This window comes from Streptomyces sp. NPDC059743 (assembly GCF_042732975.1).
Taxonomy (GTDB): domain Bacteria; phylum Actinomycetota; class Actinomycetes; order Streptomycetales; family Streptomycetaceae; genus Streptomyces.
This window is the reverse complement of sequence record NZ_JBHWGS010000016.1, coordinates 85,722-108,567: the sequence shown is the minus strand read 5'-3', so window position 1 is coordinate 108,567 and position 22,846 is coordinate 85,722. Positions and strand designations below refer to the sequence as shown.

The 22,846-nt window shown below is 70.7% G+C and carries 18 protein-coding genes and 1 pseudogene; 10 read left to right on the top strand and 9 right to left on the bottom strand.

Annotated elements, in window-relative coordinates; genetic code table 11:
- Positions 1–97: 97 nt before the first annotated feature.
- Together ACFV6H_RS27230 and ACFV6H_RS27225 are read left to right on the top strand one after the other, a co-directional pair.
- Positions 98–868, top strand: coding sequence for an MFS transporter (locus ACFV6H_RS27230; protein WP_385546966.1), 771 nt, complete (start codon positions 98–100; stop codon positions 866–868).
- Positions 865–1,296 (top strand): MFS transporter, encoded by a 432-nt coding sequence (locus tag ACFV6H_RS27225; RefSeq protein ID WP_385546963.1) that lies wholly within the window; start codon positions 865–867, stop codon positions 1,294–1,296. Before ACFV6H_RS27230 ends, ACFV6H_RS27225 begins: the two co-directional genes overlap by 4 nt.
- Positions 1,297–1,581: 285 nt before the next feature.
- Here ACFV6H_RS27225 and ACFV6H_RS27220 read toward each other — a convergent pair whose 3' ends face one another.
- From ACFV6H_RS27220 to ACFV6H_RS27195, 6 genes are all read right to left on the bottom strand, one after another.
- Entirely contained in the window at positions 1,582–2,646 is a 1,065-nt protein-coding gene (locus ACFV6H_RS27220; protein WP_385546960.1) for a hypothetical protein, read from the bottom strand.
- 27 nt (positions 2,647–2,673) lie between these two features.
- Positions 2,674–3,954 carry a transporter gene (locus tag ACFV6H_RS27215; RefSeq protein ID WP_385546957.1) on the bottom strand — a complete coding sequence of 427 codons (1,281 nt, stop codon included), beginning with the start codon at positions 3,952–3,954 and terminating at the stop codon, positions 2,674–2,676.
- Between the two features lie 4 nt (positions 3,955–3,958).
- The gene (locus ACFV6H_RS27210) at positions 3,959–4,618 is read right to left on the bottom strand and encodes a hypothetical protein (RefSeq protein ID WP_385546954.1); all 660 of its coding nucleotides are present in this window, start codon (positions 4,616–4,618) and stop codon (positions 3,959–3,961) included.
- Positions 4,615–6,744, bottom strand: a complete 2,130-nt coding sequence (locus ACFV6H_RS27205; protein WP_385546951.1) for a hydantoinase/oxoprolinase family protein — start codon at positions 6,742–6,744, stop codon at positions 4,615–4,617. Before ACFV6H_RS27205 ends, ACFV6H_RS27210 begins: the two co-directional genes overlap by 4 nt.
- A 109-nt stretch (positions 6,745–6,853) precedes the next feature.
- Complete coding sequence (locus ACFV6H_RS27200) at positions 6,854–8,467, bottom strand: FAD-dependent oxidoreductase (protein WP_385546948.1); 1,614 nt, start codon at positions 8,465–8,467, stop codon at positions 6,854–6,856.
- A 177-nt stretch (positions 8,468–8,644) separates the two neighbouring features.
- Positions 8,645–9,745: a LacI family DNA-binding transcriptional regulator gene (locus ACFV6H_RS27195; protein ID WP_385546945.1), complete on the bottom strand. Its 1,101-nt coding sequence runs from the start codon at positions 9,743–9,745 to the stop codon at positions 8,645–8,647.
- Positions 9,746–9,918: 173 nt separating this feature from the next.
- On the opposite strand from ACFV6H_RS27195, the pseudogene ACFV6H_RS27190 reads away from it, so the two are divergent.
- The 7 genes and pseudogenes from ACFV6H_RS27190 to ACFV6H_RS27160 form a co-directional block, all read left to right on the top strand.
- Positions 9,919–10,567 (top strand): annotated as a pseudogene (locus tag ACFV6H_RS27190) (acetylxylan esterase); the annotation flags it as partial.
- A gap of 509 nt (positions 10,568–11,076) precedes the next feature.
- Entirely contained in the window at positions 11,077–13,542 is a 2,466-nt protein-coding gene (locus tag ACFV6H_RS27185) for a nitrate- and nitrite sensing domain-containing protein (RefSeq protein ID WP_385546941.1), read from the top strand.
- Entirely contained in the window at positions 13,539–13,943 is a 405-nt protein-coding gene (locus ACFV6H_RS27180; RefSeq protein WP_384792438.1) for a roadblock/LC7 domain-containing protein, read from the top strand. The genes ACFV6H_RS27185 and ACFV6H_RS27180 overlap by 4 nt, the downstream gene beginning before the upstream one ends.
- 151 nt (positions 13,944–14,094) lie before the next feature.
- Positions 14,095–15,297 (top strand): ABC transporter substrate-binding protein, encoded by a 1,203-nt coding sequence (locus tag ACFV6H_RS27175; RefSeq protein WP_385547247.1) that lies wholly within the window; start codon positions 14,095–14,097, stop codon positions 15,295–15,297.
- Position 15,298: 1 nt separating this feature from the next.
- Positions 15,299–17,452, top strand: a complete 2,154-nt coding sequence (locus tag ACFV6H_RS27170) for a branched-chain amino acid ABC transporter permease (protein ID WP_385546938.1) — start codon at positions 15,299–15,301, stop codon at positions 17,450–17,452.
- On the top strand, positions 17,449–18,360 hold the full coding sequence (locus ACFV6H_RS27165; protein ID WP_385546935.1) for an ABC transporter ATP-binding protein: 912 nt from the start codon (positions 17,449–17,451) through the stop codon (positions 18,358–18,360). The genes ACFV6H_RS27170 and ACFV6H_RS27165 overlap by 4 nt, the downstream gene beginning before the upstream one ends.
- 10 nt (positions 18,361–18,370) lie before the next feature.
- On the top strand, positions 18,371–19,099 hold the full coding sequence (locus ACFV6H_RS27160) for an ABC transporter ATP-binding protein (RefSeq protein WP_385546932.1): 729 nt from the start codon (positions 18,371–18,373) through the stop codon (positions 19,097–19,099).
- 113 nt (positions 19,100–19,212) lie between these two features.
- Here ACFV6H_RS27160 and ACFV6H_RS27155 read toward each other — a convergent pair whose 3' ends face one another.
- Complete coding sequence (locus tag ACFV6H_RS27155; protein ID WP_385546929.1) at positions 19,213–20,436, bottom strand: FAD-dependent monooxygenase; 1,224 nt, start codon at positions 20,434–20,436, stop codon at positions 19,213–19,215.
- Between the two features lie 331 nt (positions 20,437–20,767).
- Between ACFV6H_RS27155 and ACFV6H_RS27150 the strand changes: the two genes are divergently transcribed.
- On the top strand, positions 20,768–21,196 hold the full coding sequence (locus ACFV6H_RS27150; RefSeq protein WP_384975458.1) for a VOC family protein: 429 nt from the start codon (positions 20,768–20,770) through the stop codon (positions 21,194–21,196).
- 121 nt (positions 21,197–21,317) lie between these two features.
- On the opposite strand, the gene ACFV6H_RS27145 is transcribed toward ACFV6H_RS27150, so the two are convergent.
- Positions 21,318–21,917: a TetR/AcrR family transcriptional regulator gene (locus ACFV6H_RS27145; protein WP_384975459.1), complete on the bottom strand. Its 600-nt coding sequence runs from the start codon at positions 21,915–21,917 to the stop codon at positions 21,318–21,320.
- 42 nt (positions 21,918–21,959) lie between these two features.
- A complete protein-coding gene (locus ACFV6H_RS27140) occupies positions 21,960–22,730 on the bottom strand; it encodes an SDR family NAD(P)-dependent oxidoreductase (RefSeq protein WP_385546925.1) in 771 nt (256 codons plus the stop codon).
- Positions 22,731–22,846 lie beyond the last annotated feature (116 nt).

Here is a 22,846-nt window from a genome sequence, read left to right as displayed (position 1 = left end):
CCTACACCCGCATCCAGATAATTGGGACGGCATACGGCACGAGGGCGGGGGCGGGCGCGGCCCCGGGCGCGGGAACAGCGGCGGCGTCGCGCTCTACGTGGTCTTCTTCATCAACGGGCTCGTCCTGGCGAGCTGGGCGCCCCGCATCCCCCAGGTCAAGGAACAGCTTCAGTTGTCCGACGGGCAGCTCGGACTGGCCCTGCTCGGGGTGGCTCTGGGCTCCGTACCGGCCATGCCGGCGGCCGGCTCGCTGGTGAACCGCTTCGGCAGCCGGGCCGTGGCACGGACCGCGGTTCTGCTGTACGCCGCGGCCATCGCTCTGCCAGGACTGGCCCGCTCGCTGACCGAACTCATGGTGAGCCTGGCCGTGCTCGGCGCCGCGGTCGGTGCGCTGGATGTCGCCATGAACGCCCACGCGGTGGACGTCGAACGGAGCAGCGGACGAGCCCGGCTGTCCTCCTTCCACGCCCTCTTCAGCGCGGGTGCGCTGGCCGGTGCGCTGGTCGGTACGCTCGCCGCGGCCGGGGGCGTGGCGCCGCGCGCCCAGTTCACCGCATCGGCCGTCGTCGCGGTGCTCGCCGCCGGGTCGGCGGCGGCCACCCTGCGGCCCGCGGCGCACCAGCACCCCGGGCCGGCGCGTTCCCGCTCCGCCCCGGGCACCTCCGCCCCGGGCACCTCCGCCACCGCTCCTGCCTCGGCCCCGGTCTCCCGCTTCACCCCCCGGCTGCTCCTGCTCAGCGCTCTGGGCCTGTGCGTGCTACTCATCGAGGGAGTGGTGACCGACTGGGGCAGTGTGTATCTGGCGGACTCACTGCACGCGGGACCCGGTCCGGCGGCGCCGGGTACGCGGCCTTCGCCGTGGCCATGACGGCGGGACGCCTCAGCGGTGACTGGACGGCCGGCCGGTTCGGCCCCGTCCGGGTCGTCCGCGTCGGCGCCCTGCTGACCGCGGCCGGAGCCATGGTCGCCATCGTGACGGGACACCCTGTGGTGGCGGTGGTGTTCTTCGCGCTCGTCGGCCTCGGTATCGCCGCGTCCTTCCCCCTGGTCGTCAGCGGCGCCAGTCGGCTCCACACCGGCTCACCCGGTACCGCCGTGGCCACGGTCTCGACGACCGGCTACTTCGCCTTCCTCGCCGGCCCGCCGTTCATCGGCTTCCTCGCCTCTCACAGCAGCGTGCGCGTCGCACTGCTGGCACTGCCGGTGCTCGCCGTGGCGACAGCCCTGCTGGCCGTCGAGGAGCGTCCTTCACTGTCAACCCCGCCGACGGCATCCGAGCCCTCGGCCACCATCTGATCCCGGCAGAAGCGTTCCCCGCTGCCCGGACCACCGCCCGGCCGTCGCCTGCGTACCGCAGGGCGACACCGTGCAGGCGCAGCCGGCCGTGGACGAGGCGCGCAGGTGCGGGTGCGCGCTCGGTACCCGCCGCGCGGCCCCGGCCCGGATGCCTTCTTCAAGCCGTACCGCGACCGGCCCGGCACCCAGGCCGGGCCGGTAGCGGTCGTACCGTACGACGGCAACTCCATCGGCCGCGGCCCGTCCAGCAGGCCGAGCGGATCGCTCGCATACGGTGGCAGTGGGTCAGCCGCGTGCCACCGCGATCGAGCCCTGGAGCCGTTCGCCCGCCTCGTAGATCATGTACGGCACGCCTCGGTCGGTCCCGAACGTCGGTGACGCGCTGCGGCCGTTGTCCGGCGCGGTGTTGGACGAGTCGTAGAAGAGACCGAGGTGTTCGCGGCGGCTGAAGTCGTTGCCGACCTCGGTGATCAGCAGATTGCCGCCGTTCTCCTTGCTGGTGTTGTAGACGACGTATGTGCTCCCGTTCCGGCTCAGCAGGTGCGGGCCGCCGATGTTGTTCGCGCCGACGTCGGAGTGGCGCACGAGCGGCTGCTGGTCGAACGTCCAGTCACGGCCGTCCTGCGACCAGCCCCAGGCGATGTCACGGTGGTTGGACTGGTTGTTGAGCATGAAGAGCATCACGTAGCGGGCGCCGCGCGAGGGCAGGTCGTGCCGGAAGACGCGCGCGTACGAGGTCTCGCTGCTGCCCGCCGGCATCATCGCGGTGGTGAGCACCACCTTGTCGTAGGTGAAGGTGATGCCGTCCTTGGAACGGGCGAGGCGGGTGGTGCCGTTCTCGCCGTGGAAGTAGAGCCACAGCTCCTTGACGTCCGTATTCCAAAGGACATGCGGAGAGGCGACATGGCTGACCTTGTAGTGCGGCTGCCAGTTGTTGGAGACAATCGGGTTGGCGGTGTACTCGGTGAACGGCCCCTCCAGCGAGTCGCCGTAGGCCAGGCAGATTCCGCCCGGCGCGTCGTGCGGTCCGTAGTAGAGGTAGTAGCGGCCCAGCGGGTTCGACAACTTGTCGTAGACGCCCCGGACGCACGGAAAGATGATCTCGCCGGTGGGGTTGTACTTGAGCTGGGAGGGCGTCAGGAGTGTCTTGAGGTAACGGTAGTCGGGGAATCCGCCGGGCGCCGCCGCGGCGGCGCTGCCCGCCGCCGTACCGGTGGCGATCACACCGGATGCCGCCGCGGCGGTCGCGGCAGCGGCGCGCAGGAATATCCGCCGGCCGGGGTTCCGCGGCTCATCGGCTTGGTGCTGCCGCGCGTTGCCGTCGTGCTGTGCCGTGTCGTGCCGTGTCATGTCGTGCTCCGTCCCGGGAGTGAGAGATCACAGATAGGTGGCGGCGGTGACGCAGAATCCGCCCAGGGCGACAGCCCAGACGTACGGCAGGGTCCGCAGCATCACCTGCTGCGGTGTGACTCCCGCGTACTGCGCGCTCCACACGGTCTGGGTGCTGGTCGGGTCCGACACACCGAAGACCTGGTTGTACGAGGTGGCGAGGCCCAGCACCGCGGCGGCCGGGTAGATGCCGGCGGCGATGAGGACACCGGCGATGCCCGCGCCGAGGCCGTAGACGTTCAGCGGCCCCCGGTAGAGACAGAGCGGCACGAGCAGGGTGAAGACCACGACGAACAGCACCGGGTTCTGCGGGCTGACCGCCTTGATCAGCGGCTCCAGCGCCTCCACCGCGCCGGGCAGCTTCACCGCGGCGAGCAGGATGCCGATCGCGATGAACAGCACGATCGGTGCCGCCGCCGTCTCGAAGCCGCCGTACAGGGTGCGCAGCAGCCGTTTGTTCATCTCGCCCGGGCGGGTGGTGGTGACCAGCGCGTACAGGACACCGGCCAGCATCGACGGCAGGATCGCGACGTCGAGGCCGAGGGCGAGGATCAGCGGTACGAGCGGGGTCAGCAGCGCGTACCAGGGCGCGTCGCCCAGTTGCCTGCGGCGCGAAGCGGGCTTCGCGGACGCGGACTTGAGGGACCACGTGTGTTCGACACCGCGTCGCCGGGTCTCGACGAGGACGAAGAGGACGGCGGCGGCCAGCGCGAACGGGAACAGCTTCATCATGAAGCCGCGCACGGTGTCGACGGGCAGCTCCAGCGCCGTGGAGAAGAACTGCCAGATGGGCAGCTCGAAGGGCATACCGGCGGCGATGCCCATCAGGATGGTGCCGGCCGCGGTGACCTTGGGGATCCCGACGGCGATCATGGCGGGGATGCCGATGATGCCGGCGAGCATCGCGGCGGGCGCCGAGCCCGTGACCGTACCGACGAGGGTGGAGACGGCGAGAACACCGAGCGCGACCACGACGGGACGGTCGCCGCCGAATTCGACAATCTTGCGGACGAGCGTGCCCGCGATGCCGGTCTCGTCAAGGAGCTTGCCGAGCCAGGAGCCCAGCAGGATCGCGATCATCGTGGCGGCGAGAGTCGGCGCGCCCTCCTGGAGGACCGTGTCCAGGACGCTGTTCTCGCCGGTCAGCGGAGCGCCCGCGAGGAAGGCGATCACGACGGCCAGGATGACGAGCGCGAAGGCGGTGGGAAGTCTGCGGGTGAGCATCGCGGCGACACCGGCCGCCATGACAATAAGGATGACGACGCCCATGGCGTTACTTCTTTCTTCCGTGCGGGGATCCGTGCGGCGGTTCGGCCGCTTCGGCGGCGGTGGCCAGGGCGGCCGTCAGCATGAGCGGGCTGCGGCCGAGGCCGCACACGGTGCGGGCGTAGGAGTGGGCGGCGATCTCGTCGGCGCCCGCGACATGGCCGTACAGGCGGTGGCGTCCCGCGCGCAGTACGACATGGCCGAGTGACCGCTTCAGGGCCGTCTTCGCCGGTCCGTGGTGGAGCTGTTCGTGCACCGCCTCGTGGGCGATCGCCGCCGCCCGTACCGACCCGGCCGGATACCAGTGGCGCCAGCCGAGCCGGTCGATCAGTTCGTCGGCGAGGGCCAGGGTGTCGGTGAACAGTTCCACGGTCGGGACGGGCCGGGAGGTGTAGCGGGCGAGCAGGCCCTTCGCCAGTCCGCCGCCGCTCTCAACGACACGGGCCGTGGCGGCGACGGGGGCGAGTGCGGCGCCGAACTCGTCGGCGGTACGCGCCCATTGACGCAGCAGAGCCGGGTCGCGGCCTTCGTGCGTGGGCGTGTTCGCGAGCAGCCGTACGCCGAACTCGATGTCGTCGCTCGCTTCGAGTACCTCGATCGCCGCCGACGTGGCGCGGTCGAGCAGAGCGCGGTCGAGCAGAGCGTGGTTGAGCAGGGCGGCCGTCATGAGCGCACCTCCACAACGGCGACGACCGGTTCGTCGGCGGCGCGTGCGCGCAGTTCGCTGCGGGCGAGCGCCAGCAGCGGCTGCGGGTCGAGCACACCGGAGAGATCGGCGATCCGGGAGCCGAGGAGGAGCCGCAGGGCCGGGGCGCGGACGCCGCCGTCACCGTACGACGTGGCCTCCCGCACCAGCCCGGCGAGGACTTCGGGGGCGCGGCCGACGGTGGTGGTCTCGACCCGGGCGTCCGGCGCGTGGAGCCGTACGACGCCGTCGGCGTCCACGACGCGCACCGGGTGACGGTCGGGACGGAACCGGCGGCGGACATCGGTGCCGTACACGGTGTGCGCGGCGGTGCCGGCAAGCACACGCACCGACGCCGGGTCGGTCTTGAGGCTGTCGGCGGCGGCGCGCAGCCGGTCGGCGTCGTCGGCCCGGTGGGCGCGGTCCTGTGTGCGCAGTTCGGTGGCACCGGTCGCGACGGCCCGCACGGTGCTGGTCTGCGGGTCGACGGTGACCTCCACCTCGACACCGTCGGCGGCGGCGCCCTGGGCCACGACGGCGGCCTCGGCCTCGGCCCGTACGGCGAGGATCTGTTCCTGGCCGGCGCCGGGGATGATGCGTTCCACCTGTTCGCGGATGAGGGCGAGGGCGACGCCGATGGGGCTGATGACCTCGTTGTGGCGGGCTATGCGGCCCTCCTGGCCGGAGACGGCCGCGAGATGCGGCGTGACGGCCGCCGCGCCTCCGCCGCCGCCGACGAGTACGGCGATGTCCTTGTCCAGCCGGTAGTCGCGGATCATCGCGTCGACCACGGTCCTCACCTGGTCGGTGCCGGCGTCCAGGACGCGGGCCGCCGCCGTGGCGACGTCCGTGCCGAGCGTGGCGGCCAGCGGCGCGATCGCGGCCTTCGCCACGGCCGGGTCGCAGTGTGCGAAGTCTCCTTCGGGGACCCGGCCCAGCGCGTTGGCCGCGCAGGTCATGGTGATCGCGAAGCGTCCGCCGGCGGCGTCGAGCACCGCGTAGTCGGCCGGGTCGTCGTCCATCGGCCGGATCGTGGTGACCTTCGCGTCCCGCAGGTCGTCCAGGGTCGCGAAGCAGGCGTACGGCAGGCCCGCTATGTGCGCGCTGCGCGGTCCGGCGCCGGTGACCTTGCCGCCGCCGACGCGGACCATCGAGCCGCCGCCGACACCGACGGTCCTGACGTCGAGCGCCGACAGATACGACGTCCTGCCGAGCATGGTGGCGTGCCGGACGGCGACCTTGCCGCGCCGTACGACACTGATGTCGGTGGAGGTGCCGCCGGTCTCCAGGAACAGGCCCTCGCTGATGCGCTCCTGCATGAGCGCGCCCGCGACGCCGGCCGCCGGTCCTGACAGCACGGTGAGCAGTGGTCTGCGCCGCATCTCGTCCAGCGACATCACTCCGCCGTCGCAGCGCATCACCATCAGCGGCGCGCTGACGCCCGCCTTGGCGACGGAGGCGTCGACGAGGTCGGCGGTGGCGAGCATGCGCGGCAGGATCGCGGCGTTGACGACGGCGGTCCGGGTCCGCTTGTGAAGCCCGTACAGCGAGGTGATCTCGTGCGCGGCGGTCGTCGGCAGGCCGCGCTCCTTGGCCGCCGCGACGACCGTGTCCTCGCCCTCGGGACGGTCGACGCTGAACGGCTGGCTGGCGACGACGACCTGGGCACCGCCCTGGACGACCGCGTCGACGGCGGCGCGTACGGCGGATGCGTCGTCGGGGTCGGCGACATGGGCGTAGACGAGCGGCAGCCGCTTGCCTGGCGTGAGTTCGAGCTTCTGGAAGGCGGCGAGGCGGCGGGTGAACGCGGCGCTCGGGCCGGCGCCGACGCCGATCAGACCGACGGTGGCGACGTCGCCCTCCAGCAGGGCGTTGGTAGCCTGGGTGGTGCCGTGGGCCAGGAAGGCCACGTCCTCCGGGGCGTGTCCGGTCTGTTCCAGCAGACGGTCGAGAGCTTCGACGATGCCGTGGGCGACGCCGTCCTCGTGACGGTGACTGGTGGGGACCTTGACCTGTCCCAGCAGTCGCAGGGTCGTGGCGTCTACCGCCACGGCGTCGGTGAAGGTTCCGCCCACGTCGATGCCGACGCGGATGCGGTGGGTGTTCATGGCTTGGGCACCTCCTTGTGCACAGTTGGCATGGTGCGGGCGGTAGGCCGGGCGGGGCAGGTGGAGCTGCTCCTGCCCGGCTGTTCCGCCCCGTTGTTGCTGGGTGTCGTCAGTAGCCGCGTACGTCGGGCCAGTGGCGCTGAACTCCTTCGCGGTCGAGCAGCCGGGCGAATTGGTCGAACCGCTTGTCCTCGGCCTGGACCTGGCGCGGTTCGACGCCCTCGGCGACGCAGTGCGCGGCCAATGCGCCCGCGACCTCGCCGATGTTCCATTCCACCGGGTGGAGCCGGTAGCAGCCGTTGGTGATGTGGGTGGTGCCGATGTTCTTTCCGGCGGGCAGCAGATTGCGGACGCGGCGCGGTATCAGCGCGCCGAGCGGGATCTCGAACGGCACCGAGCCGATGTCGATGTAGTTGTCTCCGCCGGTCGAAGGGTGCAGGTCGATGCGGTAGTTGCCGACGCCGACGGAGTCCCGGTAGCGGGTGCCGCCATAGGGGCCGACGATGTCGATCGCGACGTCGTGCTCGGTGACGGTGGTGACCGCCTTGATACGGCGCGACTCGCGTACGTACGGCGCCTTGGCGAGCCCGTCGGGCGTGCCGGTGACATCGGGACGCGGGCGCAGTCCGGGAAATCCCTTGCCGCCGTCGGCGCGCGGCGCCTCGGTCTGGAGCCAGTACAGGACCGAGAGCGAGAGCTGTCGTGCCTCGGCGAGCGCGGCGGCCGACGTCTCCTCGCCCGCGCCGATCAGCGGCTTCAGCCAGTAGTCGTTGAGCGGCCAGTTGACCAGGGTGATGTCGGAGTCGAACGCGCCTGGCCGGTGCAGCTTGCGGGCGAGGATCCGGCGGAAGCCGAAGAGTTCTTTGTCGCCCGCGTCGGCGGACTGGTCGGCGGTGACATCGAGCGGGTCGAGGTCCGGGTTGGGGACGAAGGTGCGCGGTACGGCCTCCAGGGTACGAGGGTCGGGCGCGAGAAAACCGAGCAGCGGTCCGGGCCAGAAGTCCGGCCGGTAGGCGCGCCAGAAGTCGTAGTCGGCCGGCCGCTCGATGGTGTGGTCCTCGCCCTCGTGGTGGGAGAGCGCGAAACAGACCGTGATGCCTTGCTGGTTGAGAGGCTGTGCCTCGTCGGGGGCGTGCGGTTCGCCGTACTCGCTCCGCGCCTCGGCGCCGATCGCATGCTCGACCCCGGCGAGTTCGAGCAGTTCGCCGGTCTCGGTCGCGTCGATGACGTAACGGGCCGCGATCGTCACGCGGCTGCCGTTCCGCAGGTCGGTGAGTGTGACGGACCGTACGGTGTCGTCGTCGCCCGACTCGGCGGCGACCGGGCGGTGTTCGGTCAGGAGTGTGAGCCGGCCCGACGAGCGGTGCGGTGCGAGCATCGCCTCCAGGACGGCGAGGGCGACGCGCGGCTCGTGGCAGAGCTTGCTGACGCGCCCGGCGCCCGGGTTGAGACCGGTGAGGGCCAGCGCCTCGGAGCGCAGCGGGTACCAGCGGCGGTAGTGGTCCCTGATGGACTCGCGCAGGGTGCGGTACGAGGCGGTGGTGCCGAACTGCTCGACCCAGGGGTGCTCGTCCGGCGGGACGGCCTGGGAGGTGAGCTGGCCGCCGATCCAGTCCGTCTCCTCGGTGAGAACGACGGTGCGTCCGGCCCGGCAGGCGGCGAGGGCGGCGGCGACGCCGCCGAGCCCGGAGCCCACGATGAGGATGTCGGGTGCGGATGTCACGGGTCTCCTTGAAGTGCGGTGTGTACGTGGTGCGGTGTGTGCGCGGTCAGCAGTGGGCGCCTTGGTGCCGGTGCGGTGTGTACGTGGCGCGGTGTGCGCGGGTGCGGCCGGTGCCTCGGCGCCGGTGCGGTGTGCCCGGTGCGGCCGGCGCTCGGCGCCGGTGCGGTGTGTGCGCGGTCAGTGGTGGGCGGGTGGTGGTCCCGCCGTCGTACCGGGCCGGAAGGCGCAGGCCACCAGCGGTTCCATGGCCTGCTCGCCCGCCACCAGCGCGGCGAGCATGCGCACGGCGGCGGCGCCCAACTGCGGCCTGGGGATGTCGAATCCGGTGGGCGCCGGCCCGTCGGACAGGTCCGGCGGCGGGCTGCCGAGCAGCGCGAGTGAGGCGTCGCGCGGGCAGTCGATGCCGACGAAGTGCGCGGCGCTGTGCAACGCGCGCCAGGCGTCGCCGGTGTCGGTCTCCTCGGCGACGAACGCGGTGACGCCGTTGTCGAGCCAGCCGCGCAGCCGCTCGGCGGTGAGGTCGTGCTCCGGGTCGGCGGAGCGGAAGACGGCGGCAGGACCGCCGGGCAGCCCGGCCTCCTCCAGCCCTTTGAGGAAGCCGTGTTCACGGTCGGTGGACGCGGGGGCCTCGTCGTCCTCGCGTACGAGCACGATCCGCCGGTGGCCGAGTCCGGCGAGGTGTGCGACGACCTCCTTGCTGGCGCTGACGTAGTCGGCGCCGACCCAGGCCAGCCCCTCCAGTTCGTCCCTGCGGCCGAGGTGGACCACGGGGAAGCCGTCGGCGACCAGGCGCCGCAGTTCGTCGGCGGGCGCGTGGCGGCCGAGGAAGAGGCAGCCGTCGGCGAGCCGTACCCGGTTCAGGGCGTGCGGTCCGGCGGCTCCCGCGCCGCCCGTGCTGGAGCCGGTGAAGAGCACCAGGTCGTAACCGCGCGCAGCTGCTTCCTGCTCGACGCCGACGAGGAACGGATAGTACGAGTGCTGCACGTCGGTCGGGAAGGTGGAAGTGAAGCTGAAGACCCCGAGCAGGTTGTTGCGCGCGGCGGCCAGTCGGCTGGCCGCCGGATCGGGGACGTAGCCGAGGCTGCGTACCGCATCGAGCACCTTCCGCCGGGTCTCCTCGGAGATCGTGGCGCCCTGCTTACGGCCCCCGAGCACCAGCGAGACCGTGGCCTGCGAGACCCCGGCGAGCCTGGCGACCTCGGCCTGGCGTGGCCGCGACGTACGGCCTGTGGGTGCGGGGGCCCGACCTGGCCGCGCCCGCTTCCTGGGTTCCTCCACCGTGTTCCTCCGGATCGTTAATGCGTATTAGTAATGCGCATTAACGAGTACTGTGGACCTCCGGAACTCAGCGGTCAAGACATCGGTCAAGGCTTCTTCCGGCCTCTTCCTCGGCGACGGCCCGGACCGTACGGATATGATCACCCGCCTCTCCGACCACCGAAGCGACCGAAGGACCGTCGACCGTGGAGGTGTACGACGGGACCTTCGCCGGCTTCGGCGGCCACCCGGTCAAGGGCTGGTTCGTCCTGCCGGCGGGGACCCGTGAACCGCTGCCCGTGGTGGTCGAGTTCGTCGGTTACGGCGGCGGACGCGGCCTGCCCCATGCCCGGCTGCTCTGGGCATCGGCCGGTTTCGCGCACTTCGTGATGGACACCCGCGGGCAGGGTGCCGCGTGGGGCGGGGGCGACACTCCGGACCCGGTGGGCAGCGCGTCCGCGTTCCCCGGCTTTCTGACCCGGGGCGTCGAGGACCCGCGGCAGTTCTACTACCGCCGGGTCTTCACCGACGCGGTCCGCGCGGTGGAGGCCGCCCGCTCCCATCCGCTCGCCGACGCCTCCTGCACGGCCGCGATCGGGCGCAGCCAGGGCGGCGGGATCACGCTGGCGGTGGCGGGGCTGGTGCCGGACCTGGTCGCCGTGGCACCCGACGGCGGCTCTGGAGGACCAGATCTGCCCGCCGTCGACGGTGTTCGCGGCGTTCAACGCCTACCGGCACGAGGACCGGGCGATCGAGGTGTACGAGTTCAACGGCCACGAGGGCGGCGGGACCTACCAGGAGGAAGCCCAACTGGCCTGGCTGCCGCCCCGGCTGACGGCATGACATGCCCCGTCCAGCGGCGCCGTCGATCAACGGATCTAACCTTTCCGCAACGAAAGTCGAATATCTGACGGTCCGTCAAGTGAATATGCCAGAGCGCCACTTGGGCATTCCGCCTGCTGCCGGCCACTCCATTGCGAAGGGCCGGTGCCCTGGTCATTCACGGTTTCCGCTCGGCTTGGTCGGTCATTCCGATTGACCTCGGGAGGGACTGCTCTCCGGGCATCTGTGACCGGTATCGGATTGTTTCTGCGCTGTCAGGTGCGCGAAATTTTCAACGATGCACGCCTCCGTTGCCACGCGCTACGGCTTAGGATCGGGCCGCGCCGCTGGGGCCCCCTCCGTCTCATCCACAACAATGCGCACGATGCACACCAGTCCCCACTGACGTACCGCTGTCCCTACCGCCCCCACCGACATAGCAGCGTCCCCACCGACACCCCGCCACAACCGTCAGCCGGTATCTGCGTGTTACCGATACTCAGCACCGGTTCCGGCGATGGAGCCGCTCAGTGAAAATCAATCGTCGCCTCGCCCTGCTCGTCACCGCGCCTCTCACCGTGGCCGTCGCCTTCTCGGCTCTGGCCCTCGCACCCGCGGCCAGCCACGCGCTCCAGGCCGACCGGCTGGCCGCGATGGTCGAAGTCGCGGCGACCGCAGGAGAGTTGACCCACCAGTTGCAGCGCGAGCGGGCGGCAGCCACCGCGTTGGTCTCCGCGCAGGGAGATGCGGAGACGTTCCAGGAAAGTACCAACGCGACCGACATAAGTGTCGCCAAGTTCCGCAGCCGGATCGAGCCCTTGTCCGAGGTGCCCGGCAACGCGCAGGGCGCGCTGGACCGTATCGAGCGCTTCATCGACGAGATGCCCTCCCTGCGCGCCCAGGTGCGCTCGGGCGGCAGCACCATCTCCGCGCTCGCCTTCGGCTACCGGATCGTGATCGCCGACCTCAACGGCTACCGCGACGGCATCGCTCAGGCCGACGGTGTCGACGCCGACATCGCGGACCGGATCCGTGCCGCCGCCGCCTTGTCCGAGGCAGCCGAGTACACGGCCCAGCAGCAGGTCACGGTGGCGAGGGCGCAGGCCGCGGGCGGCTTCACGACCGCCTCCCAGCGGACGTTCGACGCCAGCCGGCTGGGCTACACCGAGTCGATCAGCGTCCTGTTCGACCTCGGCCCCGCCCAGTGGCGGACCTGGTTGGAGCGCACTCTCTCCGGCGAAAAGGCGCTGGAGGCCCGACGACTTGAGGACGAGATCGGGCGTACGGGAACGAGCAAGGACATCGAGGTCACCCCGAAGGAGTGGCAGAAGGCTTCCGATGACCGTCAGACGCTGCTGCGTTCGGTGGAGAAACGGATCGACGAGTCCGTCTTCTCGACGGTCTCCGACGCGCGCGCCACGCTCATCTGGACAGCCACGGGCGAGGTCACTCTGGTGGTGCTGACCCTGGTCGGCGCCGTCGTCGTGGCCATCCGCCTGGGCCGCGTCATGATCCGCCGACTGCATGATCTCCGCAACGCCGCGCACGAGGTCGCCCACACCGGGCTGCCCGCCGTGATGAGCGAACTGTCGCAGCCCGGCGCACTGAGGGGCGCGACACCCGAGCAGGTCGCCCAGCGGTCCGGCAACCCGATCGGAACCACGGACGGGGACGAGATCGGCGAGGTCGGTGAGGCATTCAACGCGGTCCATCACGAGGCCGTCCGTCTGGCCGCTCAACAGGCCCACATCCACGAGCAGTTCGCGGAAACACTGGTCGGTGTCGCCCGCAGGGGCGCGCAGTTGACCACCGTCATGGTGTCCGAGCTGGACATGGTGCAGCGCGACGAGGCCGACCCCGCGCGGATGAAGACTCTCTTCGCTCTCGACCACCTCGCCATCCGCATGGAACGCAACACCAACAGCCTTCTGGTGCTGGGTGGTTACGGTCAGGCCCGGGTACGCTCGCAGGACATCGACTGCTCCACCGTCATCATGGCCGCGGCCCAGCAGATCGAGCGCTTCGACCGCGTGTCGCTCGGCGTCATCGACTCTGAGATCGGCATCGCCGCCCGCGCCGTGCACGACGTGGCGCACATCCTGGCGGAACTCCTCGACAACGCGACCCGGTTCTCGCCTCCCGACAAGCAGGTCGGGGTCGCCGTATGGCGGCTGTGGGACCGGGCCGTCGTACAGATCGTCGACGAGGGAGTGGGCATCACCGCGGAACGCCGCGCGGCCTTCAACGCCGCGCTGCGCGAGCCGCAGTCGGGCATCGGAGACGTACGGTCCATGGGTCTGCATGTGGTGGCGCGGCTCGCCGCGCGTCACGGCATCGTGGTCGAACTGTGCGACTCGTCCGGCCCCGGCACCATCGCCGAGGTGGCATTGCCCATGAACGTGCTGGCCTCGGCTCCTCGGAAGGCCGTACCGCCGTCGCAGGGCACGCTCGGCGAGGACCGTGACAATGACAGCCGTGGCGTCGGTACGCGCTACGAGGCGCCTCGTCCGTTCACACGGCCCGGACAGCCCGGGCGCAGGCGGCCCGGCGGGACGCGGGGCCCGGAGCAGGGCGGAAGCAACCGCGTCACGCCCTCCGGTGGCACCACCGGAGGCAACTGGTTCCGCGGTGGCTCCGACTCCAGCTCCAGTTCCGGCTCCAACTCCGGCTCCGGCTCCGGCACGCTTGAGCGAGAGCGCGGCGACACGCCCGCCCGGCGTTCCGTGCGCGACGAGCCGGTTTCGCGCATTGCCGGAGTCAGCTCCTCAGGACTGCCCGTACGGCAGCGCAACACCCAGCAGCAGCGGCCCACCTTGGGCAAACGGGACGGCACCGAACAGCGCTCCGGCGCCACCGCGCCCAGGCCGTCACCCCGCCGCCGGGACTCCCGGCAAGTCTCCGACGTCCTGGCGGCCTACGCCCAGGGGATCAACAGGAGCACCAACCAGCGCGGACGTTCCGCCACCGCCGACGACACCGAACGGAGCAAGAAATGACCTCCCCCACCGACCTGAGCTGGATCCTGAGCGGTTTCGCCGGACGCATCCCGGAAGTCACTCAGGCGATAGCCGTGTCCGTGGACGGACTCGCGCTGGCTTACACCGGTGTGGATCGCGACGACGCCGACCGGCTGGCCGCCATCGCCTCCGGCGTCGTCAACCTGCTGTCCGCCGCCGCACAGTTGACGAACACCGATCCCGTCGAGCACAGCCTCACGGCGATGGAGGGCGGCTACATGTTCTCGATGGCCGTCTCCAGCGGTGCCTCGCTGCTGGTGACCACCACCAGGGACGCGGACATCGGTGAGGTCAGCTACATGATGTCCGAACTGATCAACCAGGTCGGCGACTCACTGTCTCCCCAGGTCCGCGAGCCGAGCACCGAGCTTTCGCACTGATCGCCGGGCCGTTCCCGTACGACCGCACCACCCGCACCACCCGCTCCGTCCATACAACCAGCACCACCGCACCACTCCGGTCGTCGCCCATGTCAAGCCCGCTTCACAACTGCTCAACCTGTTTTGCCCGTTCCTACCGATGAGAGAGCTTATGTTCTTCGATGTGTCCATTTCGCGCCGCCGCAGATTCCGGCCGGCCGGCGCTGCCGCCCTCGCCCTCGGTCTGGCGGCCGTCACCGGGTGCAGCAGCGACAGCGGAGCCGGCGACGACACCGTGAAGGTCGGCCTGGTGGCCTCCCTGTCCGGCACCTACAAGCCGGTCGGCACCGACCTGCGAGCCGGCTTCGAGCTGTACCTGGACACCCACGGCAACAAGCTGGGTGGACGCAAGGTCGAACTCATCGTGGCGGACGAGGGAGACGGCCCGCCGACCGCCGTTCCCGCGGCCACCAAACTGGTCAAGAAGGACAAGGTCGACGTGCTGACAGGCCTCGTCGGCGGAGGCTCGGTCAACGCGGTGCTGCCGCTGGTCAACCAGGCCGAGATCCCCTTCCTGGGGTCGAACGGCCGGCCGGTCATCAAGGACCTCGAGTACGTGTGGACGACGAGTTTCCTGTCCGACGAGCCGGGCAAGGCCATCGCCCCGTACGTCAAGGAGAACGTCGACGGACCGGTCTACGCGATCGGCCCCGACTACCAGGGCGGCTACGACGAACTGCGCGGTTTCACCGACGAGTTCAAGCGCGTGGGAGGTGAACTCGCCAACCCGGACGGCGAGACCACCTGGACGCCGTTCCCGAAGACCACCAACTTCATGCCGTACTTCGCCGAGATCGCCAAGACGGACGCCAAAGCGGTGTACTGCTTCTACGCAGGCAAGGCCGCGATCGACTTCGCCAAGCAGTACGCGCAGTCCGACATCGCCGATCTGCCGCTGTACACGGCCTTCGTCACCGAGGGCAGTGTGCTCCAGGCGCAGGGCGACGCGGCGAAGGACATCTACTCGGTCCTGAACTACGCGGCCGACCTCGACAACGCGGCCAACCGTAAATTCGCCGCCGACTGGACGGCCAAGCACGACACGCAGCCCACCACGTACGCGATGGCGTCGTACGACGCGGCTGCCGTGCTGGACACGGCGATCGCCGATGCCGCGAAGGACGGTGACGTGACGCCGCAGACCATCAACAAGGCCATCGCGGGCCTGGGCCAGATCGACAGCCCGCGCGGCGCCTGGGAATTCGGCGACAAGGCGCACTCGCCGGTACAGGCCTGGTACCTGCGTCAGGTGCGGCCGGACGGTAACCAGCTGGCCAACGTCATGGTCCAGGACCTGGCGACGCTCGGCGGCTGACATGGAACTCCTCGATGCCCATCTCATGCCGGCGGTGGACGGGACGGCCTACGGGCTGCTGCTGTTCGTGGTCGCCGCCGGCCTGAGTCTCGCCTTCGGCACCGCGGGCGTGCTGAACCTCTCGCACGGCACGCTGTACGCGATCGGCGCCTACACGGGGGCCGAGTTGAGCGACGGAACCTGGGGCGGCCTCGCGCTCGGGCTGGCCGCCGGAACCGCGGCGGCGTGCGTCGCCGGAGCGGGGCTGTCCGCCGCGACGGTTCCGCTCGCCAGGCGTGGGCATCTCGCTCAAGCACTGCTGACCTTCGGGCTCGCCCTGGTCGGCGGTGATCTGCTCATCCAGCTCTTCGGGGCGGACGAGCTTCCGGTACGCGTCCCCGAGGCGCTCGACTCCTCGGTGATGCTGCTGGGCCACCGGTACCCCGCGTACCGGCTCTGCTTCATCGTGATGGCCGTGCTGCTCGCCGCGTTCGGCACATGGGTGCTGACCCGGACCCGCGTGGGCGCGGCGGTACGGGCCGCCGCCGACGATCCGCAGATGCTCGCGGCCACCGGCCACAACCCACGGGCGGTGCACATCGGCGTCCTCGCGGCGTCGGGTGCGCTGGCCGGTGCGGCGGGCGTGCTCGGGGCGCCGATCATCGGTCCCGGGCCCGGCACGTCCGAGAACGTGCTGATGCTGTCCCTCGTGGTGGTCGTGCTCGGCGGGCTGCGCTCGCTCTGGGCGACGTTCTTCGCGGCGATCGCCGTGGGCGAGGTCCAGACGCTGGGCGTCTCGGTGGCGCCGGACCTGGCGCCGTACCTGCTCTTCGCCGCGATGGCGGCGGTGCTGGTGCTCCGCTCCCGCTTCGCGGAACCGGCGACCGCGCACGGCCCGCAGGGCCCGTCCTCGGATCCGGTGGCCCGGCTCCTCCGCTACCTCGCCGCGCGGCTGCGACCGCGCGGGGCGGCGAGGGCGGGGGCGGGGGCGGGCCGGGGCACCACGGCGCCCGGCCCTGGGCGGGACGCCCGACCGGCGCCTGGGACGGACCACGCGAAGTCCGTTACGGAGTCCGGTGGTTCGGCCGGTGCGGTGGCGTCACCCGGCAGGGGCGGGGGCGCGCTCATCGGGTGGCTTCCGCGCCGGGCCGCGTGGCGGCAGGCCGCTCCGTTGCTCGTGCTGCTCGTGGTGCTGATCGCGTTGCCTGGGATGCTCGACTCGTACAGCATCTCGCTGGCCGGTTCCGCCCTGGCCCTGGGGCTGCTCGCGGTCAGTGTCACCATCCTCACCGGCTACGCGGGACTGCCCACTCTCGGGCAGACCGCGCCGTTCGCCGTCGGCGCGTACGCCACCGCGAATCTCGCGGACGCCGGGTGGACCATGGGCCCGGTCCAGATCGTCCTCTCGGCGCTCGCGGCCGCGGTCTTCTCCGCGGTGACGGGGCCCGCCGTGATCCGGGCCCGTGGCACCACCGTGCTGATGATCACGCTGGCCGTCGGTGAGCTGACCGGCGCGGTCATCAACCAGTTCAAGTCCGTCACCGGCGGCGCCGACGGCCTCGTCGGCTTCCCGTCCACACAGGCGCTGTGGGGCGGGGAGGGGATGTCCGAGGAGAGCGAGGTCTACACCTACGCGCTCGCCGTCGCCGTCATGGCCGTCACCGTCACCCTGCTCGTGCTGCGCTCCCCGGCCGGGAAGCTGCTGACCGGCACCCGGGGCGCCGAGGCGCGGATGCGTGCCTCGGGACACCCGGTGGGGCGCTATCTGCTGGTGGCACACGTCTGCGCCGGCGCGCTGGCCGGTGTCGGCGGCTCGCTGATGGTCACCGTCCAGCAGTACCTCTCCCCCGCTGACGTCGGCTTCGAGATCGCCGCGTTCGCGCTGCTGGCGGCTGTCATCGGCGGTACCACGTCCGTGATCGGCGCTCTGCTGGGCGCCGGCCTCATCGTCATCACCCGGGACTGGGTCGCCAGTTCGTGGCCCGGCCACGGGCCGCTGCTGCTCGGCGTGCTGTTCGTCGCCGCCGTGTACCTGCTGCCCCACGGTCTGGCCGGCCTGCGCGGCGGATCCGGTCGGAGCGGGCCGACGCCCGACGGGCCCCGGCCTGACGAGCAGTCCCCGGCCGGATCCACCTCCGCGCGCACCCCGACCCCCGCCGGGAAGGTCTCCCCATGACGCCCACGCCGACCGCCGCATCGGCATCCCCGGTGCTGGACCTCACCCGTCTCACCCGCAGATACGGCAGTCTCACCGCCGTCGACGACGTCAACCTGCGGCTCCCCGCGGGCGCCCGGCACGCCGTCATCGGCCCCAACGGCGCCGGCAAGACCACACTGCTCAACCTCATCGCGGGTACCGACCGGCCCGACCAGGGCACCATCGTCCTGGGCGGCGCGGACATCACCCGTACGGCCACCGCCAAGCGCAGCCGTCTCGGTATCGCCCGCAGCTTCCAACAGCCTTCGGTGATATCCGAGTTGACAGTGCTGGAGAACGTCGTACTGGCCGGCTGGCCGCACCACCCGAAGCGCCGCGGTGCCTGGCGCAGCCCGTCCCGCTACCGGCTGCACACCGAGTCCGCGGGCCGTCATCTGGAGGCCGTCGGCCTCGCGGACATCGCCCACCGGCCGGCCTCCACGCTCTCCCACGGACAGCGCCGCATGCTCGACCTCGCCGCCGCGCTGGCGGGCGAACCGCGTCTGCTGCTCCTGGACGAGCCGGCGGCCGGGCTGACCGACGGCGACATCGGTCGACTGCTCGGCGTCCTCGGGGGCCTGCCGGAGAGCGTCGCGATCATCCTGGTCGAGCACCATGTCGAGGTCGTCGCCCAACTCGCCGCGACAGTAACCGTCCTGGCGGCCGGACGGGTGCTCGTCACCGGTCCGACCCAGGAGGTGCTCGCGCACCCCGAGGTCCGCGACGCCTACCACAACACCGGCACGACGGCGGACAAGGCCACGGCCGACGTCCCGGCCCCCGGCATCGAGAACGTCGGCGCATCCACCGCCGACCCGTCCGTCGCCCCGTCCGCCGATCCGACCGTCGACCCAACCACCGATCCGTCCGCCGACGCGAGAGGATGACCGACCTCCGATGCTCGAACTCACCGGCCTGACCGCGGGCTATCACGGCGGCACCGTCCTCCACGATCTCGACCTGTCGGTGCCCGCCGGCACGGTCCACGCCATCGTCGGCCACAACGGCGCCGGCAAGACCACCCTCGTCCACACCGTCGCCGGACTGATGCGCCCCGGCGCCGGCAGCGTACGGCTCGACGGCCGGGATGTGACGGGGCAGCCCGCACACCGGATCGCCCGCGCCGGGATCGGCCTCGTACCGCAGGGCCGCCGAGTGTTCGCCGGGCTCACCGTCGCCGAACACCTGCGGCTGTCCTACCGTCCGCCGCGCCGTGGCGACACCACGCGCCCCAGCGTGTGGACCCCCGCGCGCGTCCTGGAACTGCTGCCCCGGCTGGGCGAGCGCCGGGGCAACCGGGGGGCGGATCTGTCCGGCGGTGAACAGCAGATGCTGGCACTGGCCCGCGCGCTGCTCGGCTCGCCGAACGTGCTGCTGCTCGACGAGCCGACCGAGGGCCTCGCGCCCGTACTCGTCCGGCAGGTCTACGAGCTGGTGACCACGCTGGCGGACGAGGGCATCGCCGTGATGCTGGTGTCCCCCAGCCCGGCCCAGGCCGCCGAGTGCGCCCATACGCTCACGGTCCTCACCTCGGGGCGGGCGACGCTGCGACTGGACGGCGCGGACGCCCGTACCGATGCCACCGCTCTGCACGCCGCACTCGAACTCGCGCCGACGACGGTCTGAGACGCAAGCGGTACGTCTGAGACGCGAGCGGTACCAGCGGCACCAGCCGCGAGGGCGGTGACCGATACCCAGTCACCGCCCTCGTCGCGCACCGCCCTCATCGCGCTCCGGCCCTAGGCCCTGTCCGGCTTGATGCTGTGGCCGCCGAAGCCGCTGCGCCGGTCGGAGCCCTTGTTCTGGTTCTGCCACCACACATCGAACTCCGGCTGGCCCATGGCGGACCAGTCCGGTGTGTTCTCGACCTGCGCGCTGCCCATCCTGCGGGCGAGCGCGACCATGGCCGCCCCGACTGCGCAGCGATTGGCGTCGTACTTCTCCAGGACCTCCTGCCAACTGCTCCCGGTCACCCAGGCGGCCTCCAGGGCGGTGGCATCCTGGAGCGCCTTCACGCTGCCGCCGCCGATGTGCGGCCGGGCGACGCTGGCGGCGTCGCCGACGAGCACCATCCGTCCCGAGGTGTAATGGGGCACCTCCAGGTCGTAGATGGGCTGGATGAAGGTGGTCTCAGGGGGCGTACGGAGCACCCTGAGAGCCCAGTACGGCGGGAAGCTGTCGGCCACCAGGGCGCGCAGATACGCGGTGAGCTCCGCGTGCAGACGGCCCGGCGGCAGGGAGGTCGGGGTCCGCAGGTCGGGGTGGAGGCCGTCGGTCTGCGGGGGCGTTGTGTAGAGCACCCAGTTGAGCCGGTGCCCGCCGACGCCGTCCGGGATGCGGTAGATCATGCAGTGGCCGCCGGGGAAGACGATGTTGTGCGCGTCGTAGCCGTCCGAGGGGAGGCCGGCGACGTCCGACGACGTACCACGCCAGCCGATATAACCGGCGTACGTCGCGCTGACACCCGGGAACATGGCCTCGCGGACGACGGAGCGGTACCCGTCGGCCCCGATCACAACGTCGAAGTGCTCCTGGTATCCGTCCGCGAGCCGCAGTGTCACACCGTCGGCGTCCGGCTCCACGCCGGTGACCATCGCGCCGGACCGGTAGGAGACCTCCTCGGGCACCCGGCGGCGCAACTCGCTCCACAGAGAGCCCCAGTTGTAGGCGCGGAAGGGAAACGGCTGCTCGCCGACGGCCCGGCCGTGGTCCGCCTCGCCGTCGCGCATGCTCCACACCCGCCGGGTCAGTGGCGCCCAGGGCATCTCGGGTGCCACGTAGCCGGCGTGCCTCAGCTCGTCGTACCGGTCGCTGTGAAGGGCGATTCCCACTCCCCTGTCGCGGAGTTGGGCGTCGGCCCGCTCGAAGACGGTTATCTTCCCGGCTCCGCCGCGCGACGCGGCCAAGGCCGTGGCACACCCCGCGATGCTGCCGCCGACCACAGCGATGCTGCCTCCGCGCATGACTGGCTCTCCCCTTACTTGGTGTTCCGGCCACCGTTCCGGGCGCTGCCGCGCCGACGTGACCGGCCGAAGTCCGTTTGAATTGGCGCTCGTTGTCCCGGTTCACCTGCGGTCAGGCCCCGGACGGAATCCTATCGAGGAGGCGGGAGAACCACGGCTGGACCGGTGGTCTCCCCTTCTCATCGGCGCCGCAGTCATGACGTTGCCGGCTGCGGAGTTGACGGGTCCGCTGTTCAACGATGGTCAAGGGCCTGGCGGGGGCGGTCCTCCCGGCAACATGTGGATCCACACCGGGAAATGAGCAGCAGAGTCGCCCTGCTATGGTGCGCCGATGTCATCGATCAGGCAGTTCCAAGTCACCTTCGACTGCGCAGAGCCTGAGCGCCTCGCCCGTTTCTGGTGCGAGGTGCTGGGGTACGTCGTACCGCCGCCGCCGGAGGGGTTCGCCACCTGGGATGACTTCAAGGGCTCGCAGCCACCTGAGCAGCGGGATTCTTGGTTCGCCTGCATTGATCCCTCTGGCGTGGGCCCGCGGCTGTACTTCCAGCGCGTCCCCGAGGGGAAGGCCGCCAAGAACCGGGTGCATCTTGATGTGCGGGTCGGCACCGGACTCGTGGGTGAAGAGCGCCTCGCCGCACTTGAGGCCGAATGCGCGCGGTTGGTCCCGCTTGGCGCGGTACACGTGCAAACGCTGTACGACGGCAACGATGCGTGCATCCCGATGCTGGACATCGAGGGCAACGAGTTCTGTCTCGACTGAGCACCCTCCGAGACGGCGAGGCGGGAACCGTCTCCCTTGGGCCTCTCTTAAAGGTGGTCCCGTATGGGGTCCGCCCCCGACATGCCACGCCGACAACCTACAGATCCATCACAAGAGCCACTTATCGATCACGTACGGCGTCGAGTGCTTGGGTGAAGTAGACGGAGAGGGGCTGGTCGGCGTCGGCTCGGGTCCAGGCTTCGCCGGCGATGTCGAGACACGTGATCATGCATGCCACGATGGCTGCGGCACGTAGTTCGGCGGTTTCCTCGGGCGCGCCGAGACGCCGGCGCACCTCGGGGACAAGGTCAGCCTGCCAGCGCAGGTGCTTCTCGATGCTGCGGGCTCGCAGGGATGGGCTGCCGTACATCATCCGTGCGACCGCGAGCGTACGCTCCTCGTCTGCGTCCGCGTCTCCGACGGCCAGGATCGCGGAGCGCAGCGCTGTCCAGAGATCCTCTTCGTCGGGATACTTGGCAAGTTCGGCGCTCACCCGCGCGCCCTCATCGGCAAGACCACCGAGGACGATGTCCTCTTTCGTTCCGAAGTAGCGGAAAAACGAACGCCGGGATACGCCCGCCGCCGCAACGATCTCGTCAATCGTGGTCTGCTCGAACCCCTTGCGGAGGAACAGGTCCATGGCAATCCGGATGATCTCTGCATAGACCGAACGCCGGGACCGGTCCCACAGCCGCTCCACCGAACCTGCGCTCTCCGTCATGGGGCCAGCATAACCAGGCGTCATCACTGCTCATGATCGTCATCAACTCTGCGACAGGGCGCGCGTCATCACCCGTCCGATGGTTCGTGTCATCCAACGGCGGCCGAGCAGACGCGAGACACCGGCCGCGACCCGGTTACCGCCCCCGACGATGACACTCGGCTGCGGATCGCGGCGGTCGAGTGCGGCCAGCGCGGTCCGGACGACCGCCGACGCCGGCATCCGCCGAGTGCCGCCGCTCGCGCTCTCACCAGCCACGTCGAAGAACTCCGTCTGCGTCGCCCCTGGCGAGACAGCGAAGATCTTCACTCCCGAACCCAGTTCCTCGTACCAGAGTGCCTCGGTGAGACTGAGCACGAACGCCTTGGACGCGCCGTAGACAGCCATCGTGGGACTCGCGTTGTACGCGGCCATGCTCGCGATGTTGATCAGGAATCCCTCTCCCCGCTCGCGAAGGCACGGGAGGAAGGCGTGACTGATCTCCACGACCCCGACGACATCGAGCGCGATCTCGGCCTTGAGCCGATCGAGCTGTTCGCTGCGAAAGAACCCGTGGTTGGCGAAACCTGCGTTGTTCACCACTCCGGCGACATCGACCCCGAGCCGGTCGATCTCGGCGCGCAGTGCTTCCCCCGCCCCCGGTTCGGTCAGATCCATCGGCAAGGCTGTGGCGCGAGTGCCGTGGAGAGCGGACAACTCCGAGGCCAGCGCCTCAAGACGTTCAGCGCGGCGCGCGACGAGCACGGTGTCATAACCGCGCCCCGCGAACTGTCGTGCAAACTCCGCGCCGATGCCCGAACTCGCCCCGGTCACGAGTACCGCTTCAGATGCGTTCATGATCTTTCCTGCCTTCCCATGTAAGGAGTTGGATCTGCAAGCGCTCCCGCGCGAGGTGGAGCCGTGCGCGGGGGCATCCGCTTGACCAGCGT

Excerpts from the sequence above, each read along its gene's own strand:
- ACFV6H_RS27150 (WP_384975458.1), top strand. The coding sequence starts at position 20,768 with ATGTCATCGATCAGGCAGTTCCAAGTCACCTTCGACTGCGCAGAGCCT.
- ACFV6H_RS27165 (WP_385546935.1), top strand. The coding sequence starts at position 17,449 with ATGACGCCCACGCCGACCGCCGCATCGGCATCCCCGGTGCTGGACCTC.
- ACFV6H_RS27170 (WP_385546938.1), top strand. The coding sequence starts at position 15,299 with ATGGAACTCCTCGATGCCCATCTCATGCCGGCGGTGGACGGGACGGCC.
- ACFV6H_RS27155 (WP_385546929.1), bottom strand. The coding sequence starts at position 20,436 with ATGCGCGGAGGCAGCATCGCTGTGGTCGGCGGCAGCATCGCGGGGTGT.
- ACFV6H_RS27215 (WP_385546957.1), bottom strand. The coding sequence starts at position 3,954 with ATGGGCGTCGTCATCCTTATTGTCATGGCGGCCGGTGTCGCCGCGATG.
- ACFV6H_RS27205 (WP_385546951.1), bottom strand. The coding sequence starts at position 6,744 with ATGAACACCCACCGCATCCGCGTCGGCATCGACGTGGGCGGAACCTTC.
- ACFV6H_RS27225 (WP_385546963.1), top strand. The coding sequence starts at position 865 with ATGACGGCGGGACGCCTCAGCGGTGACTGGACGGCCGGCCGGTTCGGC.
- ACFV6H_RS27145 (WP_384975459.1), bottom strand. The coding sequence starts at position 21,917 with ATGACGGAGAGCGCAGGTTCGGTGGAGCGGCTGTGGGACCGGTCCCGG.
- ACFV6H_RS27160 (WP_385546932.1), top strand. The coding sequence starts at position 18,371 with ATGCTCGAACTCACCGGCCTGACCGCGGGCTATCACGGCGGCACCGTC.
- ACFV6H_RS27210 (WP_385546954.1), bottom strand. The coding sequence starts at position 4,618 with ATGACGGCCGCCCTGCTCAACCACGCTCTGCTCGACCGCGCTCTGCTC.
- ACFV6H_RS27175 (WP_385547247.1), top strand. The coding sequence starts at position 14,095 with ATGTTCTTCGATGTGTCCATTTCGCGCCGCCGCAGATTCCGGCCGGCC.
- ACFV6H_RS27180 (WP_384792438.1), top strand. The coding sequence starts at position 13,539 with ATGACCTCCCCCACCGACCTGAGCTGGATCCTGAGCGGTTTCGCCGGA.
- ACFV6H_RS27220 (WP_385546960.1), bottom strand. The coding sequence starts at position 2,646 with ATGACACGGCACGACACGGCACAGCACGACGGCAACGCGCGGCAGCAC.